General features: G+C 72.8%; 20 protein-coding genes and 1 pseudogene. 18 read left to right on the forward strand and 3 right to left on the reverse strand.

From position 1 onward, the window contains the following. Positions 1 to 134: 134 nt before the first annotated feature. The 14 genes and pseudogenes from ACFWP3_RS01030 to ACFWP3_RS01095 all read left to right on the forward strand — a co-directional run bounded on the left by ACFWP3_RS01030 (position 135) and on the right by ACFWP3_RS01095 (position 15936). Complete coding sequence (locus ACFWP3_RS01030) at positions 135 to 1778, forward strand: polyamine aminopropyltransferase (RefSeq protein WP_384215288.1); 1644 nt, start codon at positions 135 to 137, stop codon at positions 1776 to 1778. Between the two features lie 33 nt (positions 1779 to 1811). Continuing rightward, the gene (locus tag ACFWP3_RS01035) at positions 1812 to 2708 is read left to right on the forward strand and encodes an SRPBCC domain-containing protein (protein ID WP_384215289.1); all 897 of its coding nucleotides are present in this window, start codon (positions 1812 to 1814) and stop codon (positions 2706 to 2708) included. 50 nt (positions 2709 to 2758) lie between these two features. After that, positions 2759 to 3547 carry an aldose 1-epimerase gene (locus ACFWP3_RS01040; RefSeq protein ID WP_384215290.1) on the forward strand — a complete coding sequence of 263 codons (789 nt, stop codon included), beginning with the start codon at positions 2759 to 2761 and terminating at the stop codon, positions 3545 to 3547. A 21-nt stretch (positions 3548 to 3568) separates the two neighbouring features. After that, on the forward strand, positions 3569 to 4132 hold the full coding sequence (gene pyrE / locus ACFWP3_RS01045) for an orotate phosphoribosyltransferase (protein WP_384215291.1): 564 nt from the start codon (positions 3569 to 3571) through the stop codon (positions 4130 to 4132). A gap of 254 nt (positions 4133 to 4386) precedes the next feature. Further along, positions 4387 to 5409, forward strand: a complete 1023-nt coding sequence (gene fbaA, locus ACFWP3_RS01050) for a class II fructose-bisphosphate aldolase (protein ID WP_069920910.1) — start codon at positions 4387 to 4389, stop codon at positions 5407 to 5409. A 133-nt stretch (positions 5410 to 5542) separates the two neighbouring features. Continuing rightward, positions 5543 to 5956 carry a DUF3151 domain-containing protein gene (locus ACFWP3_RS01055; RefSeq protein WP_384215292.1) on the forward strand — a complete coding sequence of 138 codons (414 nt, stop codon included), beginning with the start codon at positions 5543 to 5545 and terminating at the stop codon, positions 5954 to 5956. A gap of 147 nt (positions 5957 to 6103) precedes the next feature. Then, positions 6104 to 6949: a tryptophan 2,3-dioxygenase family protein gene (locus tag ACFWP3_RS01060; RefSeq protein WP_384215293.1), complete on the forward strand. Its 846-nt coding sequence runs from the start codon at positions 6104 to 6106 to the stop codon at positions 6947 to 6949. After that, entirely contained in the window at positions 6942 to 8147 is a 1206-nt protein-coding gene (kynU, locus tag ACFWP3_RS01065) for a kynureninase (RefSeq protein WP_384215294.1), read from the forward strand. The genes ACFWP3_RS01060 and kynU overlap by 8 nt, the downstream gene beginning before the upstream one ends. Positions 8148 to 8318: 171 nt before the next feature. Further along, positions 8319 to 9197, forward strand: coding sequence for an alpha/beta hydrolase family protein (locus ACFWP3_RS01070; RefSeq protein ID WP_384215295.1), 879 nt, complete (start codon positions 8319 to 8321; stop codon positions 9195 to 9197). A 231-nt stretch (positions 9198 to 9428) separates the two neighbouring features. Continuing rightward, on the forward strand, positions 9429 to 11024 hold the full coding sequence (locus ACFWP3_RS01075) for a PKD domain-containing protein (RefSeq protein ID WP_384215296.1): 1596 nt from the start codon (positions 9429 to 9431) through the stop codon (positions 11022 to 11024). Between the two features lie 107 nt (positions 11025 to 11131). Next, positions 11132 to 12802, forward strand: a complete 1671-nt coding sequence (locus ACFWP3_RS01080; protein ID WP_384215297.1) for a PKD domain-containing protein — start codon at positions 11132 to 11134, stop codon at positions 12800 to 12802. Positions 12803 to 12902: 100 nt separating this feature from the next. Beyond that, positions 12903 to 14552, forward strand: coding sequence for a PKD domain-containing protein (locus ACFWP3_RS01085; protein ID WP_384215298.1), 1650 nt, complete (start codon positions 12903 to 12905; stop codon positions 14550 to 14552). A gap of 78 nt (positions 14553 to 14630) precedes the next feature. Continuing rightward, positions 14631 to 15092, forward strand: a pseudogene (locus tag ACFWP3_RS01090) (PKD domain-containing protein); the annotation flags it as partial. Between the two features lie 109 nt (positions 15093 to 15201). After that, positions 15202 to 15936, forward strand: a complete 735-nt coding sequence (locus ACFWP3_RS01095) for a hypothetical protein (protein ID WP_384215342.1) — start codon at positions 15202 to 15204, stop codon at positions 15934 to 15936. A 169-nt stretch (positions 15937 to 16105) separates the two neighbouring features. Here the strand turns inward: ACFWP3_RS01095 and ACFWP3_RS01100 are convergent, their stop codons facing one another. After that, the gene (locus ACFWP3_RS01100) at positions 16106 to 17389 is read right to left on the reverse strand and encodes an adenylosuccinate synthase (RefSeq protein WP_384215299.1); all 1284 of its coding nucleotides are present in this window, start codon (positions 17387 to 17389) and stop codon (positions 16106 to 16108) included. A 184-nt stretch (positions 17390 to 17573) separates the two neighbouring features. On the opposite strand from ACFWP3_RS01100, the gene ACFWP3_RS01105 reads away from it, so the two are divergent. Continuing rightward, positions 17574 to 18413: a diacylglycerol kinase gene (locus tag ACFWP3_RS01105; RefSeq protein ID WP_384215337.1), complete on the forward strand. Its 840-nt coding sequence runs from the start codon at positions 17574 to 17576 to the stop codon at positions 18411 to 18413. A gap of 66 nt (positions 18414 to 18479) precedes the next feature. Beyond that, positions 18480 to 19244, forward strand: coding sequence for a hypothetical protein (locus ACFWP3_RS01110; protein ID WP_384215300.1), 765 nt, complete (start codon positions 18480 to 18482; stop codon positions 19242 to 19244). Here the strand turns inward: ACFWP3_RS01110 and ACFWP3_RS01115 are convergent. After that, positions 19217 to 19720 (reverse strand): GbsR/MarR family transcriptional regulator, encoded by a 504-nt coding sequence (locus tag ACFWP3_RS01115; RefSeq protein WP_384215301.1) that lies wholly within the window; start codon positions 19718 to 19720, stop codon positions 19217 to 19219. The two genes, ACFWP3_RS01110 and ACFWP3_RS01115, sit on opposite strands and share 28 nt — an antisense overlap. 75 nt (positions 19721 to 19795) lie before the next feature. Between ACFWP3_RS01115 and ACFWP3_RS01120 the strand changes: the two genes are divergently transcribed. Further along, positions 19796 to 20749 (forward strand): ATP-binding cassette domain-containing protein, encoded by a 954-nt coding sequence (locus ACFWP3_RS01120; protein ID WP_384215302.1) that lies wholly within the window; start codon positions 19796 to 19798, stop codon positions 20747 to 20749. Next, entirely contained in the window at positions 20746 to 22320 is a 1575-nt protein-coding gene (locus tag ACFWP3_RS01125) for an ABC transporter permease (protein ID WP_384215303.1), read from the forward strand. Before ACFWP3_RS01120 ends, ACFWP3_RS01125 begins: the two co-directional genes overlap by 4 nt. Before the next feature lie 23 nt (positions 22321 to 22343). On the opposite strand, the gene ACFWP3_RS01130 is transcribed toward ACFWP3_RS01125, so the two are convergent. Then, the gene (locus ACFWP3_RS01130) at positions 22344 to 23552 is read right to left on the reverse strand and encodes a cytochrome P450 (protein ID WP_384215304.1); all 1209 of its coding nucleotides are present in this window, start codon (positions 23550 to 23552) and stop codon (positions 22344 to 22346) included. Positions 23553 to 23560: the final 8 nt, after the last annotated feature.

Genomic DNA, 23560 nt, shown 5'->3' on the forward strand with positions numbered 1-23560 from the left:
GGGCGGCCCCGGACCCCGGTGGTCCGCGGGGCGCGACCGTTCCCGCGGGATTACGCCAACTGGCCGGATCAGTACGCCACTTGCACCCATGTGGGTGACCGGATGCGCGTGGGCGGTGACGTACGGTTCGCTTCATGATCGACCGTTCCGTCCCGCGCCGGGTGCTCCCGGCTCCGGAGCCGCGGGGCGCGGGGACCGTCCCGGCCGCCCTGCCCGTACGGCCCCGGACCGGCCGACTCCTCGTGCTGGCCACCGTGTTCGTCTGCGCCGCCTGCGGGCTCGTATACGAACTGGAGCTGCTCGCCCTCGGCTCCTACCTCATCGGCGATTCCGTCACCCAGGCGTCGGTCGTGCTGTCCGTCATGGTCTTCGCCATGGGCGTCGGCTCCCTGCTCGCCAAGCGGCTGCGGCACCGGCCCGCCTTCGGCTTCGCCGCCATCGAGGCAGGGCTCGCGCTGCTCGGCGGGCTCTCGGCCATGGCGCTGTACGCGAGCTTCGCCTGGCTGGGTGAATCCCGGCCCGCGCTCGTCGCCTTCTCCTTCGCCATCGGCGTCCTCATCGGCGCGGAGATCCCGCTCCTGATGGCCCTCATCCAGCGCATCCGCAGACAGGACGCGGGCGGGGCCGTCGCCGACCTGTTCGCCGCCGACTACGTCGGCGCCCTGGTCGGCGGCCTCGCCTTCCCCTTCCTGCTGCTGCCGGTGCTCGGCCAGCTCACCGGCGCCATGCTCACCGGCACGGTCAACGCGGTCGTCGGCGGCGGGCTCGTGCTCTGGCTGTTCCGCCGCGACCTGAGCCGGCGCGCCCGCTGGACGCTGGTCGCCGCCAACGTGACGGTCCTGTCCGTGCTCGCCTGCGCGACCGTCCTCGCCGACGACTTCGAGCGGGTCGCCCGCGGCGCCGTCTACGGCGAGGAAGTGCGGGTCGCCGTCCAGACCGGGGTGCAGGAGCTGGTGCTCACCGGGCCGTCGACCGGCTCCCCGCGCTCCCTCGACCTGTACCTCGACGGCCGGCTGCGGGTCAGCGGCTACGACGAGTACCGCTACCACGAGGCCCTCGTCCACCCCGCCATGACCGGCCCGCACACCCGGGTCCTGGTCCTCGGCGGCGGCGACGGGCTCGCCGCCCGCGAGGTGCTCCGCTACCGCGACGTCGCCTCCGTCACCGTCGTCGAACTCGACCCCGGCGTGGTCCGGCTCGCCCGCACCGACCCGATGCTCTCCGCGCTCAACGCCGGCGTGTACGAGGACCCGCGGCTCGGCGTCGTCACCCAGGACGCCTTCCGCTGGCTGCGCGGACCGGCCGCCCGGGGCCGCTTCGACGTGATCGTCTCCGACCTCCCCGACCCGGGCATCACCCCCAGCACGAAGCTGTACTCGCAGGAGTTCTACGGACTGGCCGCGCGGGCCCTGCGGCCCGGGGGCCGGCTCGCCGTGCACGCCGGGCCGATGGACACGCGCCCGCGCAGCTACTGGACCGTCGAGTCCACCCTGCGCGCGGCCGGTCTGCGCACCTCCCCCTACAGCGCGGGCGGCCGCCTCTCCGGCTTCGCCGCAGGCCCCGACCGCACCCCCCTCGGCGGCAGCGGCGCGCCCCCGCAGGACTGGGGCTTCGTACTGGCCGCCCGCGAGCAGGCGCCCCCGCTGAAGGTGGACCGCGACACGCCGGCGCTGCGCTCGCTGTCGACGCGCTCGCTCCAGGACGCCGCGCGCGACGCCGAGCGCACCCGGATGACGGGACTTCCGCCGTCGACCCTGCCGCACCCGCGGTATTCGTGACCCGGTGCGGTCCTCGTCGGTAGGCTCGACCGCATGGAGCATCAGGCGTTCGTTCCGGTACCGGCAGACAGTCTCCGCGCCGTGCTGCGCGATCCCGTCCGGACGGCCCGGTGCGTGCCGGGGCTCCACCAGGACGCCGACACCGCGTCCGGACCGCTCTCCGGCCGGCTGAAGATCCGGGTCGGCGGGCACACCGTGACCTACCGGGGCGCCTTCTCCGTCACCGAACGGGACCGCGACCACTTCGCCGTCGACGGCGAGGGCACCGAGGTCCGGGGCAGCGGGACGGTGAAGCTCGCGCTCGCGCTGCGGCTCACTCCGGAGGGGGACCACCGGACCCGGCTCGACTTCACCGCCGGGGCCGCCGCGGACGGACGCGCCGCCGCCTTCACCCCCGAGGCCACGGCCACCGCCGTGCGGCGACTGCTGGACCAGACCGCGGAACGCCTCGCGGAGGCGGCGCGCGGCGAGTCGGCGGGATCCGACGAGCCCGCCGAGTCCGCCGAGTCCGCCGAGTCCGCCGAGTCCGCCGAGTCCGAGGTGAGCGATCCCGTGGCGGACGCGGAGGAGGACGAGGGCGCCGGGTCCGACGGGTCCGAGGACGAAGACATCACCGAGGTCACCGCCTCGGTCTTCGAGACCGACGTACCGCCGCCCTCCCTGGACCCCTTCCTGGCCGGCGGGTTCGACGACCTCGACGACCTCGGCGATCTCCCGCGGCCCCCGGCCGAGGCCGCGCACGCCCGCCGCACCATGATCGGCCGCAGCGCCGAGGAGGTGGACCACGCGCCCCCGCGCGGCCGGTACGCCCCGGTCCCCGCGCCTGCCACCACCACCGCCGGCGACAGCCTGCGCTGGCTCGTCCCCGCCGCCGCCCTAGCCCTGGCCTCGGCCGTCGTCATCGGCCGCGCCCTGCGCCGCCGTCGTTAGGGGGTGTCTTGCCGATCAGGCCGCCCCTGACCCCCACTACGCTCGTCCGCATGAGTACGCAACTGAGCGCCGGCGGCGCCGAGCTGACCATCGACCAGGAGAACGGCTGCCGGATCAGCAGCCTGCGCGTCGACGGGACCGAGCTGCTGCGCCAGGGCCCGCACTTCGGGGCCTTCCCGATGGTCCCCTGGTGCGGCCGCACCGCGAACGGGCAGTTCCGGGACGGCGGGGTCGTCCACCAACTGCCGCTCAACCACCCCCCGCACGCCATCCACGGCTTCGGCCGCGACACCGCCTGGCGCCGGGGCCGGCTCACGGACACCGAGGCGGCGTTCGTCTTCGACCTCGCCGACCCGTGGCCGTGGCCCGGCCGGGTCACCCAGAGCTTCGAGCTGACCCCCGACGGGCTGACGCTCTCCATGGGCGTCGAGACGTACGGCGACTCCTTCCCGGCCCAGGCGGGCTGGCACCCCTGGTTCCGCCGCAACCTCGGCACCGGCGGCGAGGACGTACGGCTCGACTTCGCGCCCGAGTGGCAGGAGGAGCGCGGCGACGACCACCTCCCCACCGGCCACCGCATCGACCCGAAGCCCGGCCCGTGGGACGACTGCTTCGGCATGCCGCACGGGGTGGACGTCACCCTCACGTGGCCCGGCGCGCTGGAGCTCAAGGTCACCAGCCGCGAGGAGTGGGTGGTCGTGTACGACGAGGAGGCCGAGGCCGTCTGCGTCGAACCGCAGTCGGGCCCGCCGAACGGGCTGAACACCCTCCCGCGCCTGGTCACCCCCGTCGACCCGCTGGAGGTCTCCACCACGTGGACGTGGCGGCGGCTCCCGTAGAGCCGAATTAAGCTCAGGGGCATGAGCGACGTCAACGAAGTCATGGCGGCAGCCACACGCGATGAGCTTCTGCAGCAGATCAAGGACAAGGCCGTCGTGCACGGCAAGGTGATCCTCTCCTCCGGCCGGGAGGCCGACTACTACATCGACCTCCGCCGGATCACCCTCGACGGCGAGGCGGCCCCGCTGGTCGGGCAGGTCATGCTCGACCTCACCGCCGACCTCGACTTCGACTGTGTCGGCGGCCTCACCCTGGGCGCCGACCCGGTCGCGACCTCGATGCTGCACGCCTCCGCCGCGCGCGGCGCCCGCCTGGACGCCTTCGTCGTCCGCAAGGCTCAGAAGGCCCACGGCATGCAGCGCCGCATCGAGGGCACCGACGTCAAGGGCAAGCGCTGCCTGGTCGTCGAGGACACCTCCACCACCGGCGGGTCCCCGCTGACCGCCGTCGAGGCGGTCCGCGAGGCCGGCGGCGAGGTCGTCGCCGTCGCCACGATCGTCGACCGCGGCGCGGCCGGCGCCATCGCCGAGGCGGGGCTCCCCTACCTCACCGGCTACCGCCTCGAGGACCTGGGCCTGTCCTAGCCACCGGCGCCCGGACACCGCACCCGGACAACTGGGGCCGAAGGTCCCCGTACGTCCCGGATCATGTCCTGACCTGCTGCTTTTCGGGTGGCCGGGATGTTTCACGTGAAACATCCCGGCGGCTTCCGGCCGTACTGGCCGACAGCGGGGGTGGAGTGTCGGGCTGAGTCTGGAAAGATGGGTGCGACGATGACGTCGCCCCCAGGTCAGGGCCCGCAATAAGCACACTCCCCGCACATCCAAGGAGCGGACAGATGCCCATCGCAACCCCCGAGGTCTACAACGAGATGCTCGACCGGGCGAAGGCAGGCAAGTTCGCCTACCCGGCCATCAACGTGACCTCGTCCCAGACCCTGCACGCTGCGCTGCGCGGCTTCGCGGAGGCCGAGAGCGACGGCATCATCCAGATCTCCACCGGTGGTGCGGAGTTCCTGGGTGGCCAGTACAACAAGGACATGGTCACCGGCGCCGTCGCCCTGGCCGAGTTCGCGCACATCGTGGCCGCCAAGTACGACATCACGGTCGCGCTGCACACGGACCACTGCCCCAAGGACAAGCTGGACGGCTACGTACGTCCGCTGCTCGACATCTCCGCCGAGCGCGTCGCCAAGGGTCTGAACCCGCTCTTCCAGTCGCACATGTGGGACGGCTCCGCCGAGACCCTGGCCGACAACCTGGCCATCGGCCAGGAGCTGCTCGCCAAGGCCGCCGCCGCGAAGATCATCCTCGAGGTCGAGATCACCCCGACCGGCGGCGAGGAGGACGGTGTCAGCCACGAGATCAACGACGAGCTGTACACCACCGTCGAGGACGCGATCCGCACCGCCGAGGCCCTGGGCCTGGGCGAGAAGGGCCGCTACCTGCTGGCCGCCTCCTTCGGCAACGTGCACGGCGTCTACAAGCCGGGCAACGTCGTCCTGCGCCCCGAGCTCCTCAAGGACCTCCAGGCCGGCGTCGGCGAGAAGTACGGCAAGGCCTCCCCGTTCGACTTCGTCTTCCACGGCGGCTCGGGCTCCACGGCCGAGGAGATCGCCACCGCGCTGGAGAACGGCGTCGTGAAGATGAACCTCGACACCGACACCCAGTACGCGTTCACCCGCCCCGTCGTGGACCACATGTTCAGCAACTACGCGGGTGTGCTGAAGGTCGACGGCGAGGTCGGCACCAAGTCCAAGTACGACCCCCGCACCTGGGGCAAGGCCGCCGAGGCCGGCATGGCCGCGCGCGTCACCGAGGCCTGCGCCAACCTGCGCTCCACGGGCACCAAGCTGAAGTAGGCGCTCACGCGCTGAAGTAGGCGCTCGCGCGCGTACGTTCACGCCGTTCCCACCGAAGGGCCCGGCCCGCCGTCCGACGACGGCGGGCCGGGCCCTTCGGCCGTCGTGCCCCGCGATACCCCAGACTGGGGGCATGTCCATTCACCAGAACCTGCTCGGGGGCCCCGCCCCCACCCACCTCCCCGACGAGCCCGGCCGCGAGGCCCTGGCGTCCGGCACTCCCGCGGTCGAGGTGGCGGCCGCGCACCCCACCTCCTCCCTCGCCTGGGCGACCCTCGCCGACGAGGCCTTCGCCGCCGGCCGCACGGTCGAGTCGTACGCGTACGCCCGTACGGGCTACCACCGCGGCCTCGACGCCCTGCGCCGGGCCGGCTGGAAGGGCCACGGCCCCGTGCCGTGGGAGCACGAGCCGAACCGCGGCTTCCTCCGCGCTCTGAACGCCCTGGCCCGGGCCGCCGAGGCGATCGGCGAGAAGGAGGAATACGAGCGCTGCTCGACCTTCCTGCGCGACTCCTCGCAGACGGCCGCGGACGCGCTGGGGGCCTAGGCCCACGGGAAGGGGATGTGACGTACGTCACTCCCCGCTGGAGCCCCGCCCCGACCGGGTCCTATGATGCGGGCAGGGGACCGGGGCTCCACTTGCCTCACGGAAGGAGCGGACCGCTACCCGGAAGCACGTGTCGAGGAGACAGCGATGTCGAACACCCTTGATGCCTCCGGAGCCGGTTCGGACACCCCGAACCTCGACTTCGACGGCACGACCCCGTACGAGGACTACGTCCAGGCGGACGTCCTCACCCACCTCCAGAACCTCCGCTCGGACGACCCCGGCGAGATGGTCTTCCTGGTCACCACCCAGGTCATGGAGCTGTGGTTCACGGTCATCGTCCACGAGTGGGAAACCGCGGCGAAGGCCCTGCGCGAGGACCGCGTCCCGGTCGCGATGGACGCGCTGAAACGATCCCTCCGCGAACTGGAGGCCCTCAACGCCTCCTGGCGCCCGCTCGCCCAGCTCACTCCGGGCCAGTTCAACGCGTACCGCGCCGCGCTCGGCGAGGGCTCCGGTTTCCAGTCGGCGATGTACCGCCGCATGGAGTTCCTGCTCGGCGAGAAGTCCGCCTCCATGCTGGTCCCGCACCGCGGCGCCCCGCGCGTCCACGCGGAGCTGGAGAAGGCCCTGCACGAGCCCAGCCTCTACGACGAGGTCCTGCGCCTGCTGGCCCGCCGCGGCCTGCCGGTCCCGGACGCGGTCCTGAACCGCGACCTCTCGCAGCGCTACGAGCCCTCGGCGGAGGTCGAGGCCGTCTGGACGGGCCTGTACGCCGCCCCGGACGAGCACCTGGACCTGCACCGGCTGGGCGAGGTCCTCACGGACGTCGCCGAACTGGTCTGGCGCTGGCGCAACGACCACCTCGTGGCCACCCGCCGCGCGATGGGCGCCAAGACGGGCACGGGCGGCTCGGCGGGCGTCACCTGGCTGGAGAAGCGCGCCACGAAGAACGTCTTCCCCGAGCTGTGGACGGCCCGCAGCCATGTCTGAGCCGACGCGGACCCCTGATCTCCAGGCCCGCGCCGAGGCCCTGGACACCGCCGACGAGCTGGCCAAGCTCCGCGAGCGCTTCACCCTGCCCGAGGGCGTCGTCTACCTCGACGGCAACAGCCTCGGCGCGCTGCCGGCCGGCGTCGCCGACGCCACCGCCGACGTCGTCGCCAGGCAGTGGGGCGAGCTGCTCATCCGCTCCTGGGACGAGAGCGGCTGGTGGACCGCCCCCGAGCGGATCGGCGACAAGCTCGCCCCCCTCGTCGGCGCGGCCGCCGGCCAGGTGGTCGTCGGCGACTCCACCAGCGTCAACCTCTTCAAGGCCCTGGTCGGCGCCGCCCGCCTGGCGGAGCCGGGCCGCACCCGGCTGCTCGTCGACGCCGCCACCTTCCCCACCGACGGCTACATCGCCGCCTCGGCGGCCAGGATGACCGGCCTCGACGTGGTCCCCGTGGACCCGTCCGCCGCCGCGGGGGCGATCGGCGAGGACACGGCCGTGGTGCTCCTCAACCACGTCGACTACCGCTCGGGCCGGCTGCACGACCTCCCGGCCCTGACGGCCGCGGCCCGCGCCGCCGGCGCGGTCACAGTCTGGGACCTGTGCCACTCCGCGGGAGCCCTCCCCGTCGGCCTCGACGAACACGCCGTCGACCTCGCGGTCGGCTGCACGTACAAGTACCTCAACGGCGGCCCCGGCGCCCCCGCGTACCTGTACATCGCCGAGCGCCACCAGGCCGCCTTCGACTCCCCCCTCCCCGGGTGGAACGGCCACGCCGATCCGTTCGCCATGACGCCGGAGTTCACCCCGGCCGACGGCGCGCGGCGGGGCCGCGTGGGCACGCCGGACATCCTGTCCATGCTGGCCCTGGAGGCGGCGCTCGACGTCTGGGACGGGGTGTCCGTCGAAGCCGTGCGCGCCAAGTCCCTCGCCCTGACCGACTTCTTCCTCGAATGCGTGGCGGCGTACGTCCCGCAGGGCAAGGTCGAGTCGGTCACCCCGGCCGAGCACGCGCACCGCGGCAGCCAGGTCTCGCTGCGCACCGAGAACGCCCGCGAGGTCATGCGGGAGCTCATCGCGCGCGGCGTCATCGGGGACTTCCGGGCCCCCGACGTCCTGCGCTTCGGCTTCACCCCGCTGTACGTCGGATTCGCCGACGCGGAACGTGCGGCGCGCACACTGGGTCACATTTTCGGGTGACCCCGTAGCGAAACGTCACATCACCGGGCGGGCGGGGCTACGGCTCCGCCCGCTCCGGCACATCCCGGGCCCCGCACGGAACGGCGCGTTCCAGACTGATACGGTCCCGCTCTGCCGGACCACCGGAACATCTGTCCCCGCTGTCCCACGCGTTACCGAGAGGTTGAGCCGATGACGGACCCCGCCGCAGTGGAACGGGATGCCGCCGAGGCTGCCTCGGCCTTCTCCCATCCGGCGGTCGCGCCGGACGCGACCGCCGCGTACGGGGAACACCCCGACCAGGTCGTCGACTTCTACGCCCCGCGCGGCGCGGCCGAGGGCCCGGCTCCGCTGGTCGCCGTGCTGCACGGCGGGGCCTGGCGGGCTCCGTACGACCGCCGGCACGTCACGCCGTTCGCCGACTTCCTGGCCCGGCGGGGTTTCGCAGTCGCCAACGTCGAGTACCGGCGCGGCAGTTCCCTGCCGCACCAGGGGTCCGAGGGGCCGGTCGCCGGCCGCTGGCCGGAGACCTTCGACGACGTGGCCGCCGCGCTGGACGCCCTCCCGGACCTCGCCGCGGCCGCCCTGCCGCAGGCCGACATCCGCCGGGTGGTCCTGACCGGCCACTCGGCCGGCGGCCACCTCGCGCTGTGGGGCGCGGCCCGGCACGTGCTCCCGTACGACTCCCCGTGGCGGCTGCCCGCCCCGCCGCCGCTGCGCGGTGTGGTGGCTCTGGCCCCGATCGCGGACTTCGCGGTGGCGGAGGAGCTCGGCGTGTGCGGCGGCGCGAGTGCGCAGCTGCTGGGCGGACCGGAGCAGTTCGCCGCCCGCCTCCCCTTCGCCGACCCGGCGGCCCTGCTCCCGACGGGCATCGCGACGGCGGTGGTGCAGGGGCGCGAGGACATCGTGGTGCCGGCCGCGGTGGCGGAGTCGTACGTGGCCGCGGCGGCGAAGGCGGGGGAGATGGTGGGGCTGACCCTGCTGGACGGGGTCGGCCACTTTCCGCTCATCGACCCGGCGGCGGACGCGTGCGCGGTGGTGGCGGAGGAGATCTCGCAGCTGGCCTGGTAGAGCCTGCCGGACTTCACGGGCGGGCGGGCCGCCCAGAACGGGACAGGCGGGGGCAGACCGGTGCCGGCTTCCCGCCACCCGCCCGAATACCCGGCTGGACCAGCACCATAAGATATGTAGGCTGCACCCGATACATCCTGAGCACGTTCAAAAATGGGGGGATCGGTGCGCAGTCGCCGTCTCGTAGTATCCGCCGCACTCATCGCAGCCGGTGCGGGTCTCATACCCGGAATGGCCCACGCGGCCGACCCGGGCAAGCCGGCCGCCAACCGTGTGGCCGCCTCCGCCGTGGACCTGGACAAGGCCGCGGCGTCGAGCTTCAAGAAGTTCACCAGCCCGGCCGACAAGTCGGTCCGCAAGAGCCTGCCGGCGGCCCAGGGCAAGGCCGCCACCGCCCAGGCGCAGGGGGCCGCCGTGGGCAACCCCGACCTGGCGATGATCCTGAACGCCAGTGGTGAGACCGCGCACGGCCTCACGCTGGACACCGAGATCATCAGCGCGCCCGCCTCGCTCAGCATCACCATCGAGTGGGGCGACGGCAAGAAGGACACCACCACGGCCGGTGGCTCCACCTACCTGAACCACACCCACACGTACGCGGAGCTCGGCGAGTACACCGTCAAGGTCACCGTGACGGACGCCGCGAACCAGACCGAGGTCGTCAACACGCTGCCGATCCAGACCGCGGGCTCGGACTTCACCCCGTACGGCCCGACCCGTCTGCTGGACACCCGCAGCGGCATCGGCGCCACCAAGGGCAAGGTCCCGGCGCGCGGCACGGCCCACCTGAAGGTCGGCGGCAACGGCGGCATCCCGAACGGCGTCACGGCGGTCGCCCTGAACGTCACCGCCACCAACACCACCCAGGCCGGTCACGTCACCGTCTTCGGCTCGGGCCACGAGCAGCCGATCACCTCGAACGTCAACTTCGAGGCCGGTCAGACCGTGCCGAACCTGGTCATCGTGCCGGTCGGCAAGGACGGCTACGTCGAGCTGTTCAACGGCGGCTGGGAGTCCATCGACCTCCTCGCGGACGTCACGGGCTACTTCACCCGGTCCGCGGCCAGCGGCTACACCTCGATGACCCCGTCCCGCTTCGTCGACTCCCGCGAGGGCCTCGGCACCACCAAGGGCCAGGTCGCGGGCCAGGCGGTCTTCAGCACGCAGATCAGCGGCCTGCGCGGGGTGCCCCAGGGCATCACGGCGGTGGCCCTGAACGTGACCGTCACCAACCCGAAGGAGACCGGTCACCTGACGGTCTTCCCGAGCGGCCAGTCGGCGCCGTCCACGTCCAGCGTGAACTTCACCGCCGGTCAGACCGTCGCCAACTCGGTGATCGTGCCGGTCGGCGCTGACGGGAAGATCAGCGTCCGCAACGGCGCCTGGGCCGGCGCCGACGTCATCGTCGACGTGGTCGGCCACTACAGCCAGGCGAGCAACGGCGCGTACCTCCCGGTCGAGCCGTTCCGACTCGGCGACACGCGGGAAGGGGAGCAGCTGGCAGGCCGCGACTACCTCTACGCCGACCTGGCCGTCAACGAGCCCAACATCTCGGCCTTCGTGCTGAACGCCACGGTCACCAACACGCACGGCGACGGGTTCCTCGTGGTCTCCCCGGACCCGAACACGCTGGAGCAGTACGAGAACGAGACGGCGGTCTGGCCGACCCCGCCCAACTCCTCCAACCTGAACTGGACGAAGGGCAAGACCGTCCCGAACCTGGTCCAGGCGAGCACGGGGAACAACGGCATCATCGACTTCTGGAACCAGGGCTGGGAGCCCACGGACCTGATCGTCGACATGTTCGGCTACTACGACACCAAGTAGCGGCACGCGCAACCGCCCCGGGCCCGGCCGTCGAGGCCGGACCCGGGGCGCTTCGCTACCTCGACACACCACACAACACCGCACGTGAACAAAAAATGGGGGGGCCGGTGCGCAATCGCCGACTCGTAGTTTCCGCTGCCCTCGTGGCGGCCGGTATAGGTCTGATCCCGGGCATCGCCCAGGCCGCGCCCGGGCCGGTGGCACCCGCCGCCGGGGCCGCGCAGGGCCTGGACAAGGCCCGGGCGGCCGCCGTCCAGACCTTCCACAGCGCGGCCGACCGTACGGTCCGCACGGCGCTGCCGACCGGCGCGCAGCAGGCCGCCGGCGCGCAGGCGCTGTCCGTGCAGGGGAACCCGGGCCTCGCGCTGGGCATCTCGGGCAGCAGCTACACCGCGCACGGGCTCGACATCCACTCCACGATCACGAGCGCGGACGTGGCGCTCGAGGTCGTCGTCGACTGGGGCGACGGCAAGGTGGACAAGACGGCCGCCAAGGGCTCCGCCGAGCTGGACCACCAGCACACCTACGAGCGGGTCGGCGACTACACGGTCACGGTGACGGTGACCGACGCCGTCAACGGCGTGCAGGCCGTCAACACGCTCGCGTACCGCACCCCGGGCGCCGAGTTCACCCCGCACGCCCCGGCCCGGCTCCTGGACACCCGTAGCGGCAAGGGCGCGCCGGCGGGCAAGGTCGCGGGCCGCGGCACCGCCCGGGTGAAGATCGCCGGGAACGAGAAGGTCCCCGCCGGGGTCACCTCGGTCGTCCTGAACGTGACCGCCACCAACACCGTCGCCGACGGGCACGTCACGGTCTGGCCCGGCAAGGGCTCGGAGCGGCCGATCACGTCGAACGTCAACTACGAGGCCGGCGAGAGCGTCCCGAACCTGGTCATCGTGCCGGTCGGCAGCGACGGCTACGTGGAGCTGTTCAACGGCGGCTGGGACTCGGTCGACCTGCTCGCGGACGTCACCGGCTACTTCACCCGCTCCACGGCCAGCGGCTACAAGTCGCTGAACCCGGTCCGCGCCGTCGACACCCGCGAGGGCCTCGGCACGGCCAAGGGCCAGGTCGCGGGGCAGGCGACGTTCGGCGTGCAGATCGCCGGAGAGCGCGGCGTTCCGGCCGGGGTCACCGCCGTGGCGCTGAACATGACGGTCACCAACCCGCGGGAGGCCGGCCACCTGATCGCCTTCCCGAGCGGCCAGCAGGCGCCGACCACGTCGAACGTGAACTTCTCGGCGGGCCAGACCATCGCCAACTCCGTCATCGTGCCGGTCGGCGCGGATGGCAAGATCAACATCCGCAACGGTGCCTGGGCCGGCGCCGATGTCATCGTCGACGTCGTCGGCTACTACAGCACCGACAGCCGCGCCGCCTTCATGGCGGGCGGTCCGTTCCGCGCGCTCGACACGCGTGAGGACGGGGAATGGTGGCCCGGCGGCCGCTTCCCGGCCCGCGGCTACATCCCCAAGTTCGCCACGCTGGAGCCGGAGGGGGTCGAGGCCAACGTCGTGAACGTCACCGTCACCAACACGACGGAGGCCGGGTTCATGTCCGTGGCCCCGAGCCCGTTCCCGTGGCTGATCAACGACCAGCCGGACGCGCCGCAGCCGCCCCGTCCGACGTCCTCCGTCCTGAACTGGACGGCGGGCAAGACCGTCCCGAACCTGGTGCAGGCGAGCGACGGCGAGCACGGCATCGTCCACTACTGGAACCAGGGCTGGGCCGATGCCGACCTGATCGTCGACTACTTCGGCACCTACGAGACCAAGTAATCCGCGTTTCCAACGCCTTGGGGCCGGCAGCCAGGCCGGCCCCGGGGCGTTGTTCCCGTGCATGCGTACGTATGTTCCAGAACAGAGAATTGGGGGGCCGGTGCGCAATCGCCGACTCGTAGTTTCCGCCGCTCTCGTCGCGGCAGGTATAGGTCTGATCCCGGGCACCGCCCAGGCGACGGGCCCGGTGGCGCCCGCGGGGCAGGGGCCGGCCGCGTTCGCGGCGGCTCAGGGGAAGGCCGGGGGACAGGGCAAGGGGGAGGCCGTCCGCAGTGGCGCGGACCGTACGGTCGTCACGTCGAAGGCGGACGCGGCGGGCAACCCGGACCTCGCCATCGAGCTGGAGGCCTACGCCAACTCCGCGCACGAGATCCTGCTGTTCAGCAACGTGAAGAGCGCGGCCGCCGCGCTCGACATCACCGTCGACTGGGGCGACGGCACCACGGACAAGTACGCCGCGTCCGGCGCCGACGTGCAGTACCAGACCCACATGTACGCCGAGGTCGGCACGTACAAGGTCAAGGTCACGGTGAAGGACACGACCAACAACGTCACGGCCGTGAACGAGGTCCAGTTCGTCACCGCCGGCAGCGAGTTCACCCCGCACGCGCCCACCCGGCTGCTCGACACCCGCGAGGGCGTCGGCGCGGCGAAGGCCAAGGTCGGTGCGAAGGGCGCGGTGGCCCTGAAGGTCGGCGGCAGCGCCAAGATCCCGGCGGACGTCGCCGCCGTGGCCCTCAACGTCACCGTGACCAGCGCCACGGACGCGGGCCACATCGCGGTCCAGCCCGGCAAGGACTTCCTTCCGCCCAAGACGTCGAACCTCAACTACGTCGCGGGCCAGACCGTCCCGAACCTGGTGATCGTCCCGGTCGTCGACGGCTACGTCCACCTGGTCAACGGCGGCTGGGGCCCGGTCGATCTGATCGCCGACGTCACCGGCTACTTCACCCGCTCCGCGGCGAGCGGCTACGCCCCGCTGACGCCGGTCCGCGCCGTCGACACCCGGGAGGGCCTGGGCACAGCCAAGGGCCAGGTCGCCGGTTACGGCACGTTCGGCGTGGAGGTCGCGGGGCGCCACGGCATCCCGAAGGGCGCCACCGCCGTGTCGCTGAACCTGACGGCCACCAACCCGCGGGAGGCCGGTCACCTGACCGCGTTCCCCAGCGGCCAGGCGGCGCCGTCCACGTCCAGCGTGAACTTCTCGGCCGGTCAGACGGTCGCGAACTCGGTGATCGTGCCGGTCGGCGCTGACGGGAAGATCAGCGTCCGCAACGGCAGCTGGAAGGGCACCGACGTGGTGATCGACGTCGTCGGCTACTACAGCCCCGAGAGCAACGCCGCCTTCCGGCCGGCCGACGAGCCGTTCCGGTTCATCGACACCCGCGAGGACGCCTGGTACCGCACTGCCGGTCCGGTGCCGGCCCGCGAGTACCTCCCGCTGCCGCTCATGGGCGATTCGGCCGAGCCCGTCACGGCCTGGGTGCTGAACGCCACGGTCACCAACACGCGCGGTGCGGGCCACCTTTCGGTCGCTCCCGACCCGAACACGTGGACCGACTACCAGAAGGGGCAGCAGGTCAGGCCGGAGCGTCCGGGCTCCTCGTCGCTGAACTGGACGGCGGGTGCGACCGTCCCGAACCTGGTCCAGACGTCCGGGGGCAAGGGCGACGTCATCGACTTCTGGAACCAGGGCTGGGAGCCGGTCGACGTGATCGTCGACTGCCTCGGCTACTACGACACCAAGTAGCACCGACATCCTGCCCAGGCGGCGGGTCCCGTTCCGGCGGGCCCCGCCTCCGCGGGCCACGGGAAGGCCGCTCCGGGCGTGGACCTGGACAAGGCCCGGGCCGCCGCTGCCCTGACCTTCGCCGGCCCCGCCGACCGTACGGTCCGTACGGCGCCGTCGGCCGGCCGGAACAAGGCCGCCGGGGCCAAGGCGGACGCGGGGGCCCAGGCCCAGGGAGGGGCTCAGGCCCAGGGAGGGGCTCAGGCCCAGGCAGGGGCCCAGGCCCAGGCAGGGGCCCAGGCCCAGGCAGGGCCCCCGGCCGCCGAAGGGAATCCGGGCCTCGCCGTCGCGCTGGCCGGATCGAGTCACACCGCGCACGGACTCGACCTGGAGTCGACCGTCACGAGCGCGGACGCCTCGCTCGACATCAGCATCGCCTGGGGCGACGGCACCGCGGACCGGGTCACGGCCTCGGGTTCGACCGTGCTGAACAACAGCCACAGCTACGCCGAGGTCGGCACCTACACCGTCACGGTCTCGGTGTGGGACGCGACGAACAAGGTCTCGGCCGTGAACACGACCGAGATCCGACGCGGCGGGCTCCGACTTCACGCCCCACACCCCCACCCGGCTGCCCGGCAAGGAGTACGTCGAGCCCACCACGTCGAACGTGAACTACGTCGGCGGCCAGACCGTCCCGAACCTGGTGATCGTGCCGGTCCACGAGGGCTATGTGCACCTGGCCAACAGCGGTGCCGGATCGGTCGACCTGATCGCGGACGTCACCGGCTACTTCGGCCACACGGAGTCCAGCGGCTACACCTCGCTGACTCCGGTCCGGTTCGCCGACACCCGTGAGGGCCTCGGCACGCCCAAGGGCCAGGTCCCCGGCTACGGCACGTTCGGCCTCGACATCGCCGACCGCCGGGGCGTTCCGAAGGGCGCCACCGCCGTGGCCCTGAACGTGACCGTCACCAACCCGAAGGACGCCGGTCACCTGACCGCCTTCCCGAGCGGGCAGGCGGCGCCGTCGACGTCCAGCGTGAACTACCGCGCCGGTCAGACGGTCGCCAACTCGGTGATCGTGCCGATCGGGTCCGACGGCAGGATCAGCATCCGCAACGGCGGCTGGGCGCCGACCGACGTGGTGGTCGACGTCGTCGGCTACTACAGCCCCGAGAGCAAGGCGGCCTTCATGCCGCTCGTCCCGAACCGCCTCCTCGACACCCGCAGCTGGGCCTACGGCCCGCTGCCGGCCCGCGGCTACGTCCCCCTGCCGATCTTCACCGGCTACCCCGGCGTCGAGGGCTACGTACTGAACGCCACGGTCACCAACCCCCGCGGGGACGGCTGGGACGACATCGACCTCGTCGTCGACATGTTCGGCTTCTACGAGAAGAACTGATCCCGCCGGCTGACACGGGGAAGGGGCGGCAGCTCTGACGGAGGGGCGGGCACGGATGTGACCGGCAGCGGGACATTTCTTTCCGGGGTGTCCCGGGGTTGCCCGGGGTCCCGGAACGCCGATGGGGCGGCGGGCGCGGGTGCGCCGGCCGCCCCAACGGGGGTACCGCCTAGAGGAACGAATTGATCTCGATCGTCTCGGTGCGGCCGGGGCCGACGCCGATCGCGGAGATCGGGGCGCCCGACATCTCCTCGAGGGCCTTCACGTACGCCCGGGCGTTCGCCGGCAGCTCCTCGAAGGTCTTCGCCTTCGTGATGTCCTCGGACCAGCCGGGGAGGTATTCGTAGATCGGCTTCGCGTGGTGGAAGTCCGTCTGCGAGTACGGGAGCTCCTCGACGCGCTTGCCGTCGATCTCGTACGCGACGCACACCGGGATCTGCTCCCAGCCGGTCAGCACGTCCAGCTTGGTGAGGAAGAAGTCGGTCAGACCGTTCACGCGGGTGGCGTAGCGCGCGATCGGCGCGTCGAACCAGCCGCAGCGGCGGTCGCGGCCGGTGGTCACGCCGCGCTCGCCGCCGATGCGGCGCAGGTCCTCGCCGTCCTGGTCGAACAGCTCGGTCGGGAACGGGCCGGCGCCGACGCGGGTCGTGTACGCCTTCAGGATGCCGATGACGCGGCTGATCTTCGTCGGGCCGACACCGGTACCGGTGCAGGCGCCGCCCGCGGTCGGGTTCGAGGAGGTGACGAAGGGGTACGTGCCGTGGTCGACGTCGAGCAGGGTGCCCTGGCCGCCCTCGAAGAGCACGACCTTGTCCTCGTCCAGCGCGTTGTTGAGGATCAGGGTGGTGTCGGCGACGTACGGCTTGATCTGCTCCGCGTACTGGAGCATCTCCTCCACGATCGCGGCGGCGTCGATCGCGCGGCGGTTGTAGAGCTTCGCGAGGAGCTGGTTCTTGCCCTCGAGAGCCGCTTCGACCTTCTGGGTGAGGATCGACTCGTCGTAGAGGTCCTGGACGCGGATGCCGATGCGGTTGATCTTGTCCGCATACGTCGGGCCGATGCCGCGGCCGGTCGTACCGATCTTGCGCTTGCCGAGGAAGCGCTCGCCGACCTTGTCGAGGGTGACGTTGTACGGCGTGATCAGGTGCGCGTTGCCGCTGATGAGCAGCTTGGAGGTGTCGATGCCGCGCTCGTTCAGGCCGCGCAGCTCGGAGAGCAGGACGGCCGGGTCGACGACGACGCCGTTACCGATGACCGGGGTGCATCCGGGGGAGAGGATGCCGGAAGGGAGAAGGTGCAGCGCGTACTTCTGGTCGCCTACGACGACCGTGTGGCCGGCGTTGTTGCCACCCTGGTAGCGCACTACATAGTCAACGGATCCACCGAGCAGGTCGGTGGCCTTTCCCTTGCCCTCGTCACCCCACTGAGCTCCGAGCAGCACAAGAGCGGGCACAGGCGTACACCTCTTCCGGATGGGGCATGTCCAAGGTCAGGGGGCGTACGACGATGTACACCGCAGGCTGAGCCGTCGGACCGGTACCCCGGAATAGACGAAGGCCCTGGCGCAATAGCGCAAGGGCCTCTTGCACAAAGATGCTACCCGAGGAAGGACCGAGGTGTCGGCTCCAGAGCCCACCATGAGCCACGCGGGCGCGCCGGTAGGCGGCCTGCTCGTGCTCGTCGACCCGGTCGCCCGCCGTCTTGACGGCGAGTCCGTGCGGATCGCGAAGGATGTGTTGTCAGCGGGCGCGGCGGCGAAAATCTGCCTCCCGGACTCACAAGAGGAGTTTGCGCGGGCGCTGGCCCGCCGGGGTCATCGGCGGCCGGTGATCGTGGGCGACGACCGGGCCCTGGTGCGCGCCGTGGGGCTGCTGCACCGGGAGCGGGGGCTGGCGGAGGGGGCCCTCTCGCTGGTGCCGGTGGGGCCCGCGGGGTCGCTGGGACTGGCCGGGGCGCTGGGCGTGCCGCTGTCGGCCGTCGCGGCGGCGCGGGCTGTGCTGGAGGGCGCGGTACGGATGTGCGACCTGCTGGTGGACGACAGCGACGGGGTGGTGCTGCGGACGCTGCGGATCCCGCCGCTGCGGGCGGCGGTGGGATCCGGTCCCCCGGCCGGCCCCTCGGTGTGGAGCGCCTACCGCTCGCTGGTGCGGACGCTGGTCCGGCCGGTGGCCGGGGCGGGCGACGCGGCCCGGCTGCGGATGCGCCTGCGGGTGGAGGCGGACGGGGTGCTGCTGGCGGACGTGGACCGGCCGGTGGAAGACGTCTCGGTGACCACCGGGGAGGACGGCGGGCTCGCGGAGGTCGTCGTGCGCACGGGGGGCGGGGGCGCGGGTTCGACGGTGTCGGCGCGGGCCAAGACGCTCTCGGTGTCGGGCACGGACTTCCGCTACCGGGCGGACGCGGCGATGACCGGGCCGGTACGGCGGCGCACGTGGACCCTGCATCCCTCGGCGTGGGCGCTCACCGTGCCGCGCTGAGGGGTGGAGGTACGTGTAAGGGCATCGGTCTCGGTCGGAGGCGGACGGCGGAGGGGAGAGGCCGCGGTGTCGGAGGCGGTGGTGCCGGGGGCGGCGGTGTCGGAGGCGATGCGCGGGGCGCTCGCCGACTGGCGGCGGGACGGGCTGCTGCTGTGTCTGCTGCCGGTGTTCTGCTGGCCGGCGGTGGTCGCGGCGGTGCTGACCCGGCCGGTGGCGCTGGTGGTGCTGCTGAGTCCGGTGGTGCTCGGGGTACGGGAGCTCCTCGCCGCCCGGTGGGCGGGCCGGGCCCTGCGGGATCCGGCCGCGCGCTGGACCTCGTACGAGGCCGTGGTGGTGCGCCGCGGGTGGCGGCCGCCGGTGCTGGTGCTGGTGCGGCCGCTGGGGGAGCGGGCCGAGGGGCGGCGCGGGGACGGGCAGGGGGAGGCGAGCGTCGGGCACGGGGGAGCGGGCCCCGGGCATCGGGGTCGGCTGAGCCTGGGGCTGCTGGGCCGACGGGTCCTGCCGCTGGCCCTGTCGGCCCGGGCCCCGGTCCCGGCCGCGGTTCCGGCCCCGGCCCCGGTCCCGGTCCCGGCCGCGGTCCCGGTCCCGGCCCCGGTCCCGGCCGCGGTCCCGGCCCCGGCCGCGGTCCCGGCCGCGGCTGCGGTCCCGGCCCCGGCCGCGGGGGTTCCGGGGCCCGGGGACGGCTCGGTGCGGGTGCTGCTGGCCGGGGATCCCGGGGTCGGGGGCGTCCTGTGGGTTCCGGCGGCCCGTCGGCTGGGGCGGGCCCGGCCTGACCGGTCTCGGCGCGCCGAGACCGCCCGGTCTCAGCCCAGGTCCAGGGTCTCCCGGTAGGCCCGCCAGCGGTCCAGCAGGCCGAGCAGCTCGCCCTGCATGAACTCGAAGAACGCCGCCGTCTCGGCGACCCGCGCCCCGGCCGGGGTGTCGGCGCCCAGGCCCGCGGCGCCCTCGCGCAGGGTCTTCTCCCACAGGGTCAGCACCTGGTCGCGCCGGGTGAAGGTCTCGTACCAGAGCTCGTTGTGCAGGACGTACAGGTCGCGCCGGGAGCCCGGTTCGCGCTCGCGGCTGACCATGTTGACCTGCGCCAGGTAGGCCACGGCCCCGGACACCGCCGCCGGGCTGATCCGCAGTGCCTCGCCGAGCTCCGCCGAGGTCATCGCGGCACTGTCGCTCGCCAGTAGCTGCGCGAAGACCCGCGCGGCCATCCGCGGCATGCCCGCCTCGGTCAGCTGCGCACCGAACCGCTCCACGAAGCGGGAGACCGCTTCCCTGTCGCGTACCGCCGCCATCGCGTCCATCTCGTCTGCCATCTCATCCGCCACCTTCCCAACTTTATGCGATTTCTTAACTTCACAAATTTGTGAAATCAGCGTACGTTCGGAAACATGACGAAGGCAATCAGCGTCGCCGGACTCCACAAGGCGTTCGGCCGCACCCACGCCCTGGACGGGCTCGACCTCTCCGTCGCCACCGGCGAGGTCCACGGCTTCCTCGGCCCCAACGGCGCCGGCAAGTCCACCACGATCCGGGTCCTGCTGGGCCTGCTGCGCGCCGACTCCGGCACCGCCGAACTCCTCGGCGGCGACCCGTGGGCCGACGCCGTGGCCCTGCACCGCCGCATCGCCTACGTGCCCGGCGACGTCACCCTGTGGCGCAACCTCTCCGGCGGCGAGGTCATCGACCTCTACGGGCGGCTGCGCGGAGGCCTGGACCGGGCCCGCCGCGAGGAGCTGATCGAACGGTTCGAGCTGGACCCCGCCAAGAAGGGGCGCACGTACTCGAAGGGCAACCGGCAGAAGGTCGCCCTCGTCGCCGCCTTCTCCTCCGACGCCGAGCTGCTCATCCTCGACGAGCCCACCTCCGGCCTCGACCCGCTGATGGAAGGCGTCTTCCGGTCCTGTGTCGCCGAGGCCCGCGCCGCCGGGCGCACCGTCCTGCTGAGCTCGCACATCCTCGGCGAGGTCGAGGCCCTCTGCGACCGGGTGAGCATCATCCGCAAGGGCCGCACCGTCGAGACGGGCACGCTCGGCGACCTCCGCCACCTCACCCGTACGTCGATCAGCGCCGAACTGGCCGGGCCGCCCAACGGCATCGCCCACCTGCCGGGCGTGTACGACGTGCGGGTGCAGGGCCTGAGGGTCAGCCTCCAGGCCGACACCGACAAGCTGGACGCCGTGCTGCGCGCCCTCACCGCGTCAGGCGTGCGGTCGCTGACCTCGACCCCGCCCACCCTCGAGGAGCTGTTCCTGCGGCACTACGAGAACACGGACGGGGGCGCGGGCGCGGACGCGGACACGGACACGGACGGGCATGCGAATGCGGAAGGTGTCTCGCGATGAGGGACCAACTCGCCGGTACGGGCGCCCTGTTGCGGCTGGCCCTGCGCCGCGACCGGGTGATGGCGCCGGTCTGGACCGCGGTCGTGTCGCTGCTGGTGCTCAGCATGCCCGCCGCCCTCGAATCCGTGTATGCGACGCCCGCCGACCGGGCCCGGCTGGTCGTCACGATGGGCGGCAACGGCTCGCTGCGCGCCCTGTACGGACCGCTGTTCGGCGACTCGGTCGGCGCCCTGACCGCCTGGCGCAGCGGGGTCTTCGCCGGGCTGCTCGCCGGGGTGATGAGCCTGGTCATCGTGGTCCGGCACACCCGCGAGGAGGAGGAGACGGGCCGTCAGGAGATGCTCTCCGCGGCGATGGTGGGCCGCCGGGCCCCGCTGACGGCCGCACTGCTGGCCGCCCTCGTGGCGAACGGCCTGGTCGCGCTGGTCGTGACCGCCGGCCTCGCCGGGCGGGGTGCGGGCGGTGCGCTGGCCCTGGGGCTCGCCCTCGGCGCCACCGGGATGGTCTTCGCGGGGCTGGCGGGCATCGCGGCCCAGCTCACGGAGAGCGCACGGCTCGCGAAGGGGCTCGCCGGGGCGCTGCTCGGCACCGCCTTCGTCCTGCGCGCCGCGGGCGACGCGGGCTCGCGGACCGGCTCGTCGGTACTGACCTGGGTCTCGCCGCTGGGGTGGCTGGAGCACGTACGGGCCTTCGCCGCCGAACGCTGGTGGGTGCTCGCCCTGTTCGCCGCGGCCGTGACCGCGCAGGTGGCGGCCGCGTACGCGCTGGCCGGGCGGCGCGACGTGGGCATGAGCTTCCTGCCCGCCCGCCCCGGCCCCGCGCGGGGCCGGCTCGGCTCGACCGGGGCCCTGGCCTGGCGGCTGCAGCGCGGCAGCCTGACCGGCTGGAGCCTGGGATTCCTGGCCGTCGGCCTGGTCTTCGGCGGGATGACGGAGGGGGCCACGGAGCTGGTCGGCGACAACGACAAGACCCGGGAGATCATCGAGCGGATGGGCGGTCAGAGCGGGATCGCCGACGCGTTCCTCGCCACGATGGCGGGGATGCTCGGCCTGGTCGCCGCCCTGTACATCGTCTCGGCGGTGCTGCGGCTGAGCGGCGAGGAGTCGGGGCAGCGTGCCGAACCGCTGCTGGCGAACGCGGTCGGCCGGCTGCGCTGGGCCGGCGGCCACCTGGCCGTGGCCTTCGCGGGCTCGGCGCTGATCCTGCTGCTCGGCGGGCTCGGCCTGGGCATCGGACACGGGCAGGACGTCGCCGGGGCCGTCGGTGCCACGCTCGCGCAGCTCCCGGCGGTCTGGGTGATCGGGGCCGTCGCCGCCCTGCTGTACGGCGCGGCCCCGAGGTACGCGGTGGCCGCCTGGGCGGTGGCCGGGGCCGCGCTGGCCCTGGGCTGGGTCGGGCCCGCGCTGCGGCTCCCGGAGGCCGTCATGGACCTCTCGCCCTTCGCCCACCTGCCGAAGCTGCCCGGAGCCGAGGCCCTGAACTGGACCCCGCTGCTGGTCCTGACGGCTCTGGCGGCGGCCCTGACGGCGGCCGGCCTCGCGGCCCTGCGCCGCCGCGACATGGCGGCCTAGACCCCGTCGCAGGCGCTCTCCGCCTAGAACGTCACGAGCAGGCGCTCCAGCCCCCGGATGACGTACCCGTCCCGCCAGCGCGGCTCCTCGGCGAGCCGCAGTGGCGGGACGCTGTCGGCCAGCAGTGCCCCGAAGGAAGCCTCCAGCTCCCGGCGCGCGAGCGGCGCCCCCAGGCAGTAGTGGATCCCGGCCCCGAAGGACACATGCGCGTTGTCGGCCCGTACGAGGTCCAGCGTGTCGGGATCGGCGAACCGCGCGGGATCCCGGTTCGCGGACCCGAAGAGCAGCGCGACCTCGGCCCCGCGGGGGATCTCGGTGTCCCCGATCCGGATGTCGTCGAGCACCCAGCGCTCGAACAACTGGAGGGGAGTGTCGTACCGCATGAGTTCATCCACAGCTGTGGACAACTTTTCGGGATTCGGATCCGCGCGCAGCGCATCGAGCTGCCCGGGATTGCGGAACAGCGCCCACCAGCCGTTTACCGTGGTGTTGACGGTGGCCTCGTGCCCGGCGTTCAGCAGGAGCACACAGGTGGAGATCATCTCCTGCTCGCTGAGCCTGCCGTCCTCGTCGTGAGCGGCGATCAGACCGGAGATCAGGTCCTCGCCGGGCCGTGCGCGCCGCTCGGCGATCAGCCCGCGCAGGTACGCGCTGAACTCCACGCTCGCCCGCACCGCCCGCCGCGCCGTCTCCTCGTCCGGCCGGAGCTCATACATCCCGCAGATGTCCGCCGACCAGGGCCGCAGCATCCCCCGGTCCGCCTCCGGCACGCCCAGCAGCTCCGCGATCACCGCCACGGGCAGCGGTTCGGCGACCACGGTGAGCAGATCCCCGCCCCCGTCCGCGAGCAACTGCCCGACCAGCTCCCCGGCCAGCCGCCGCACGGCCGGCACCAGCCGCTCCACCGTCCGCGGGGTGAAGGCCTTCGCGACCAGCCGGCGCACCCGCGCATGCGCGGGATCCTCCAGGTCCAGCAGCCCGTTCCCGTTGAGCACCTCGAAGGGCTCGTGCTCCGGGGGCGGTGCCTCGCGACCGAACTCCTCGTGCGTGAACCGGTGCAGATAGGTCCGCCCCAGCCGCCGGTCCCGCAGCAGCGCACTCACATCGGCGTAGTGCGGCACCAGCCACTGTCCGGTGGCCTCGCACCACATCGCCCGCCCCTGCTCCCGCAACTCCCGGTACGCCGGGTACGGATCGGCGACGAACGCGGCATCCCACGGATCAAAGCCCATCCCCGCAC

The sequence above is a fragment of the Streptomyces sp. NPDC058525 genome, from assembly GCF_042719495.1.
In the GTDB taxonomy this organism is placed as follows: domain Bacteria; phylum Actinomycetota; class Actinomycetes; order Streptomycetales; family Streptomycetaceae; genus Streptomyces.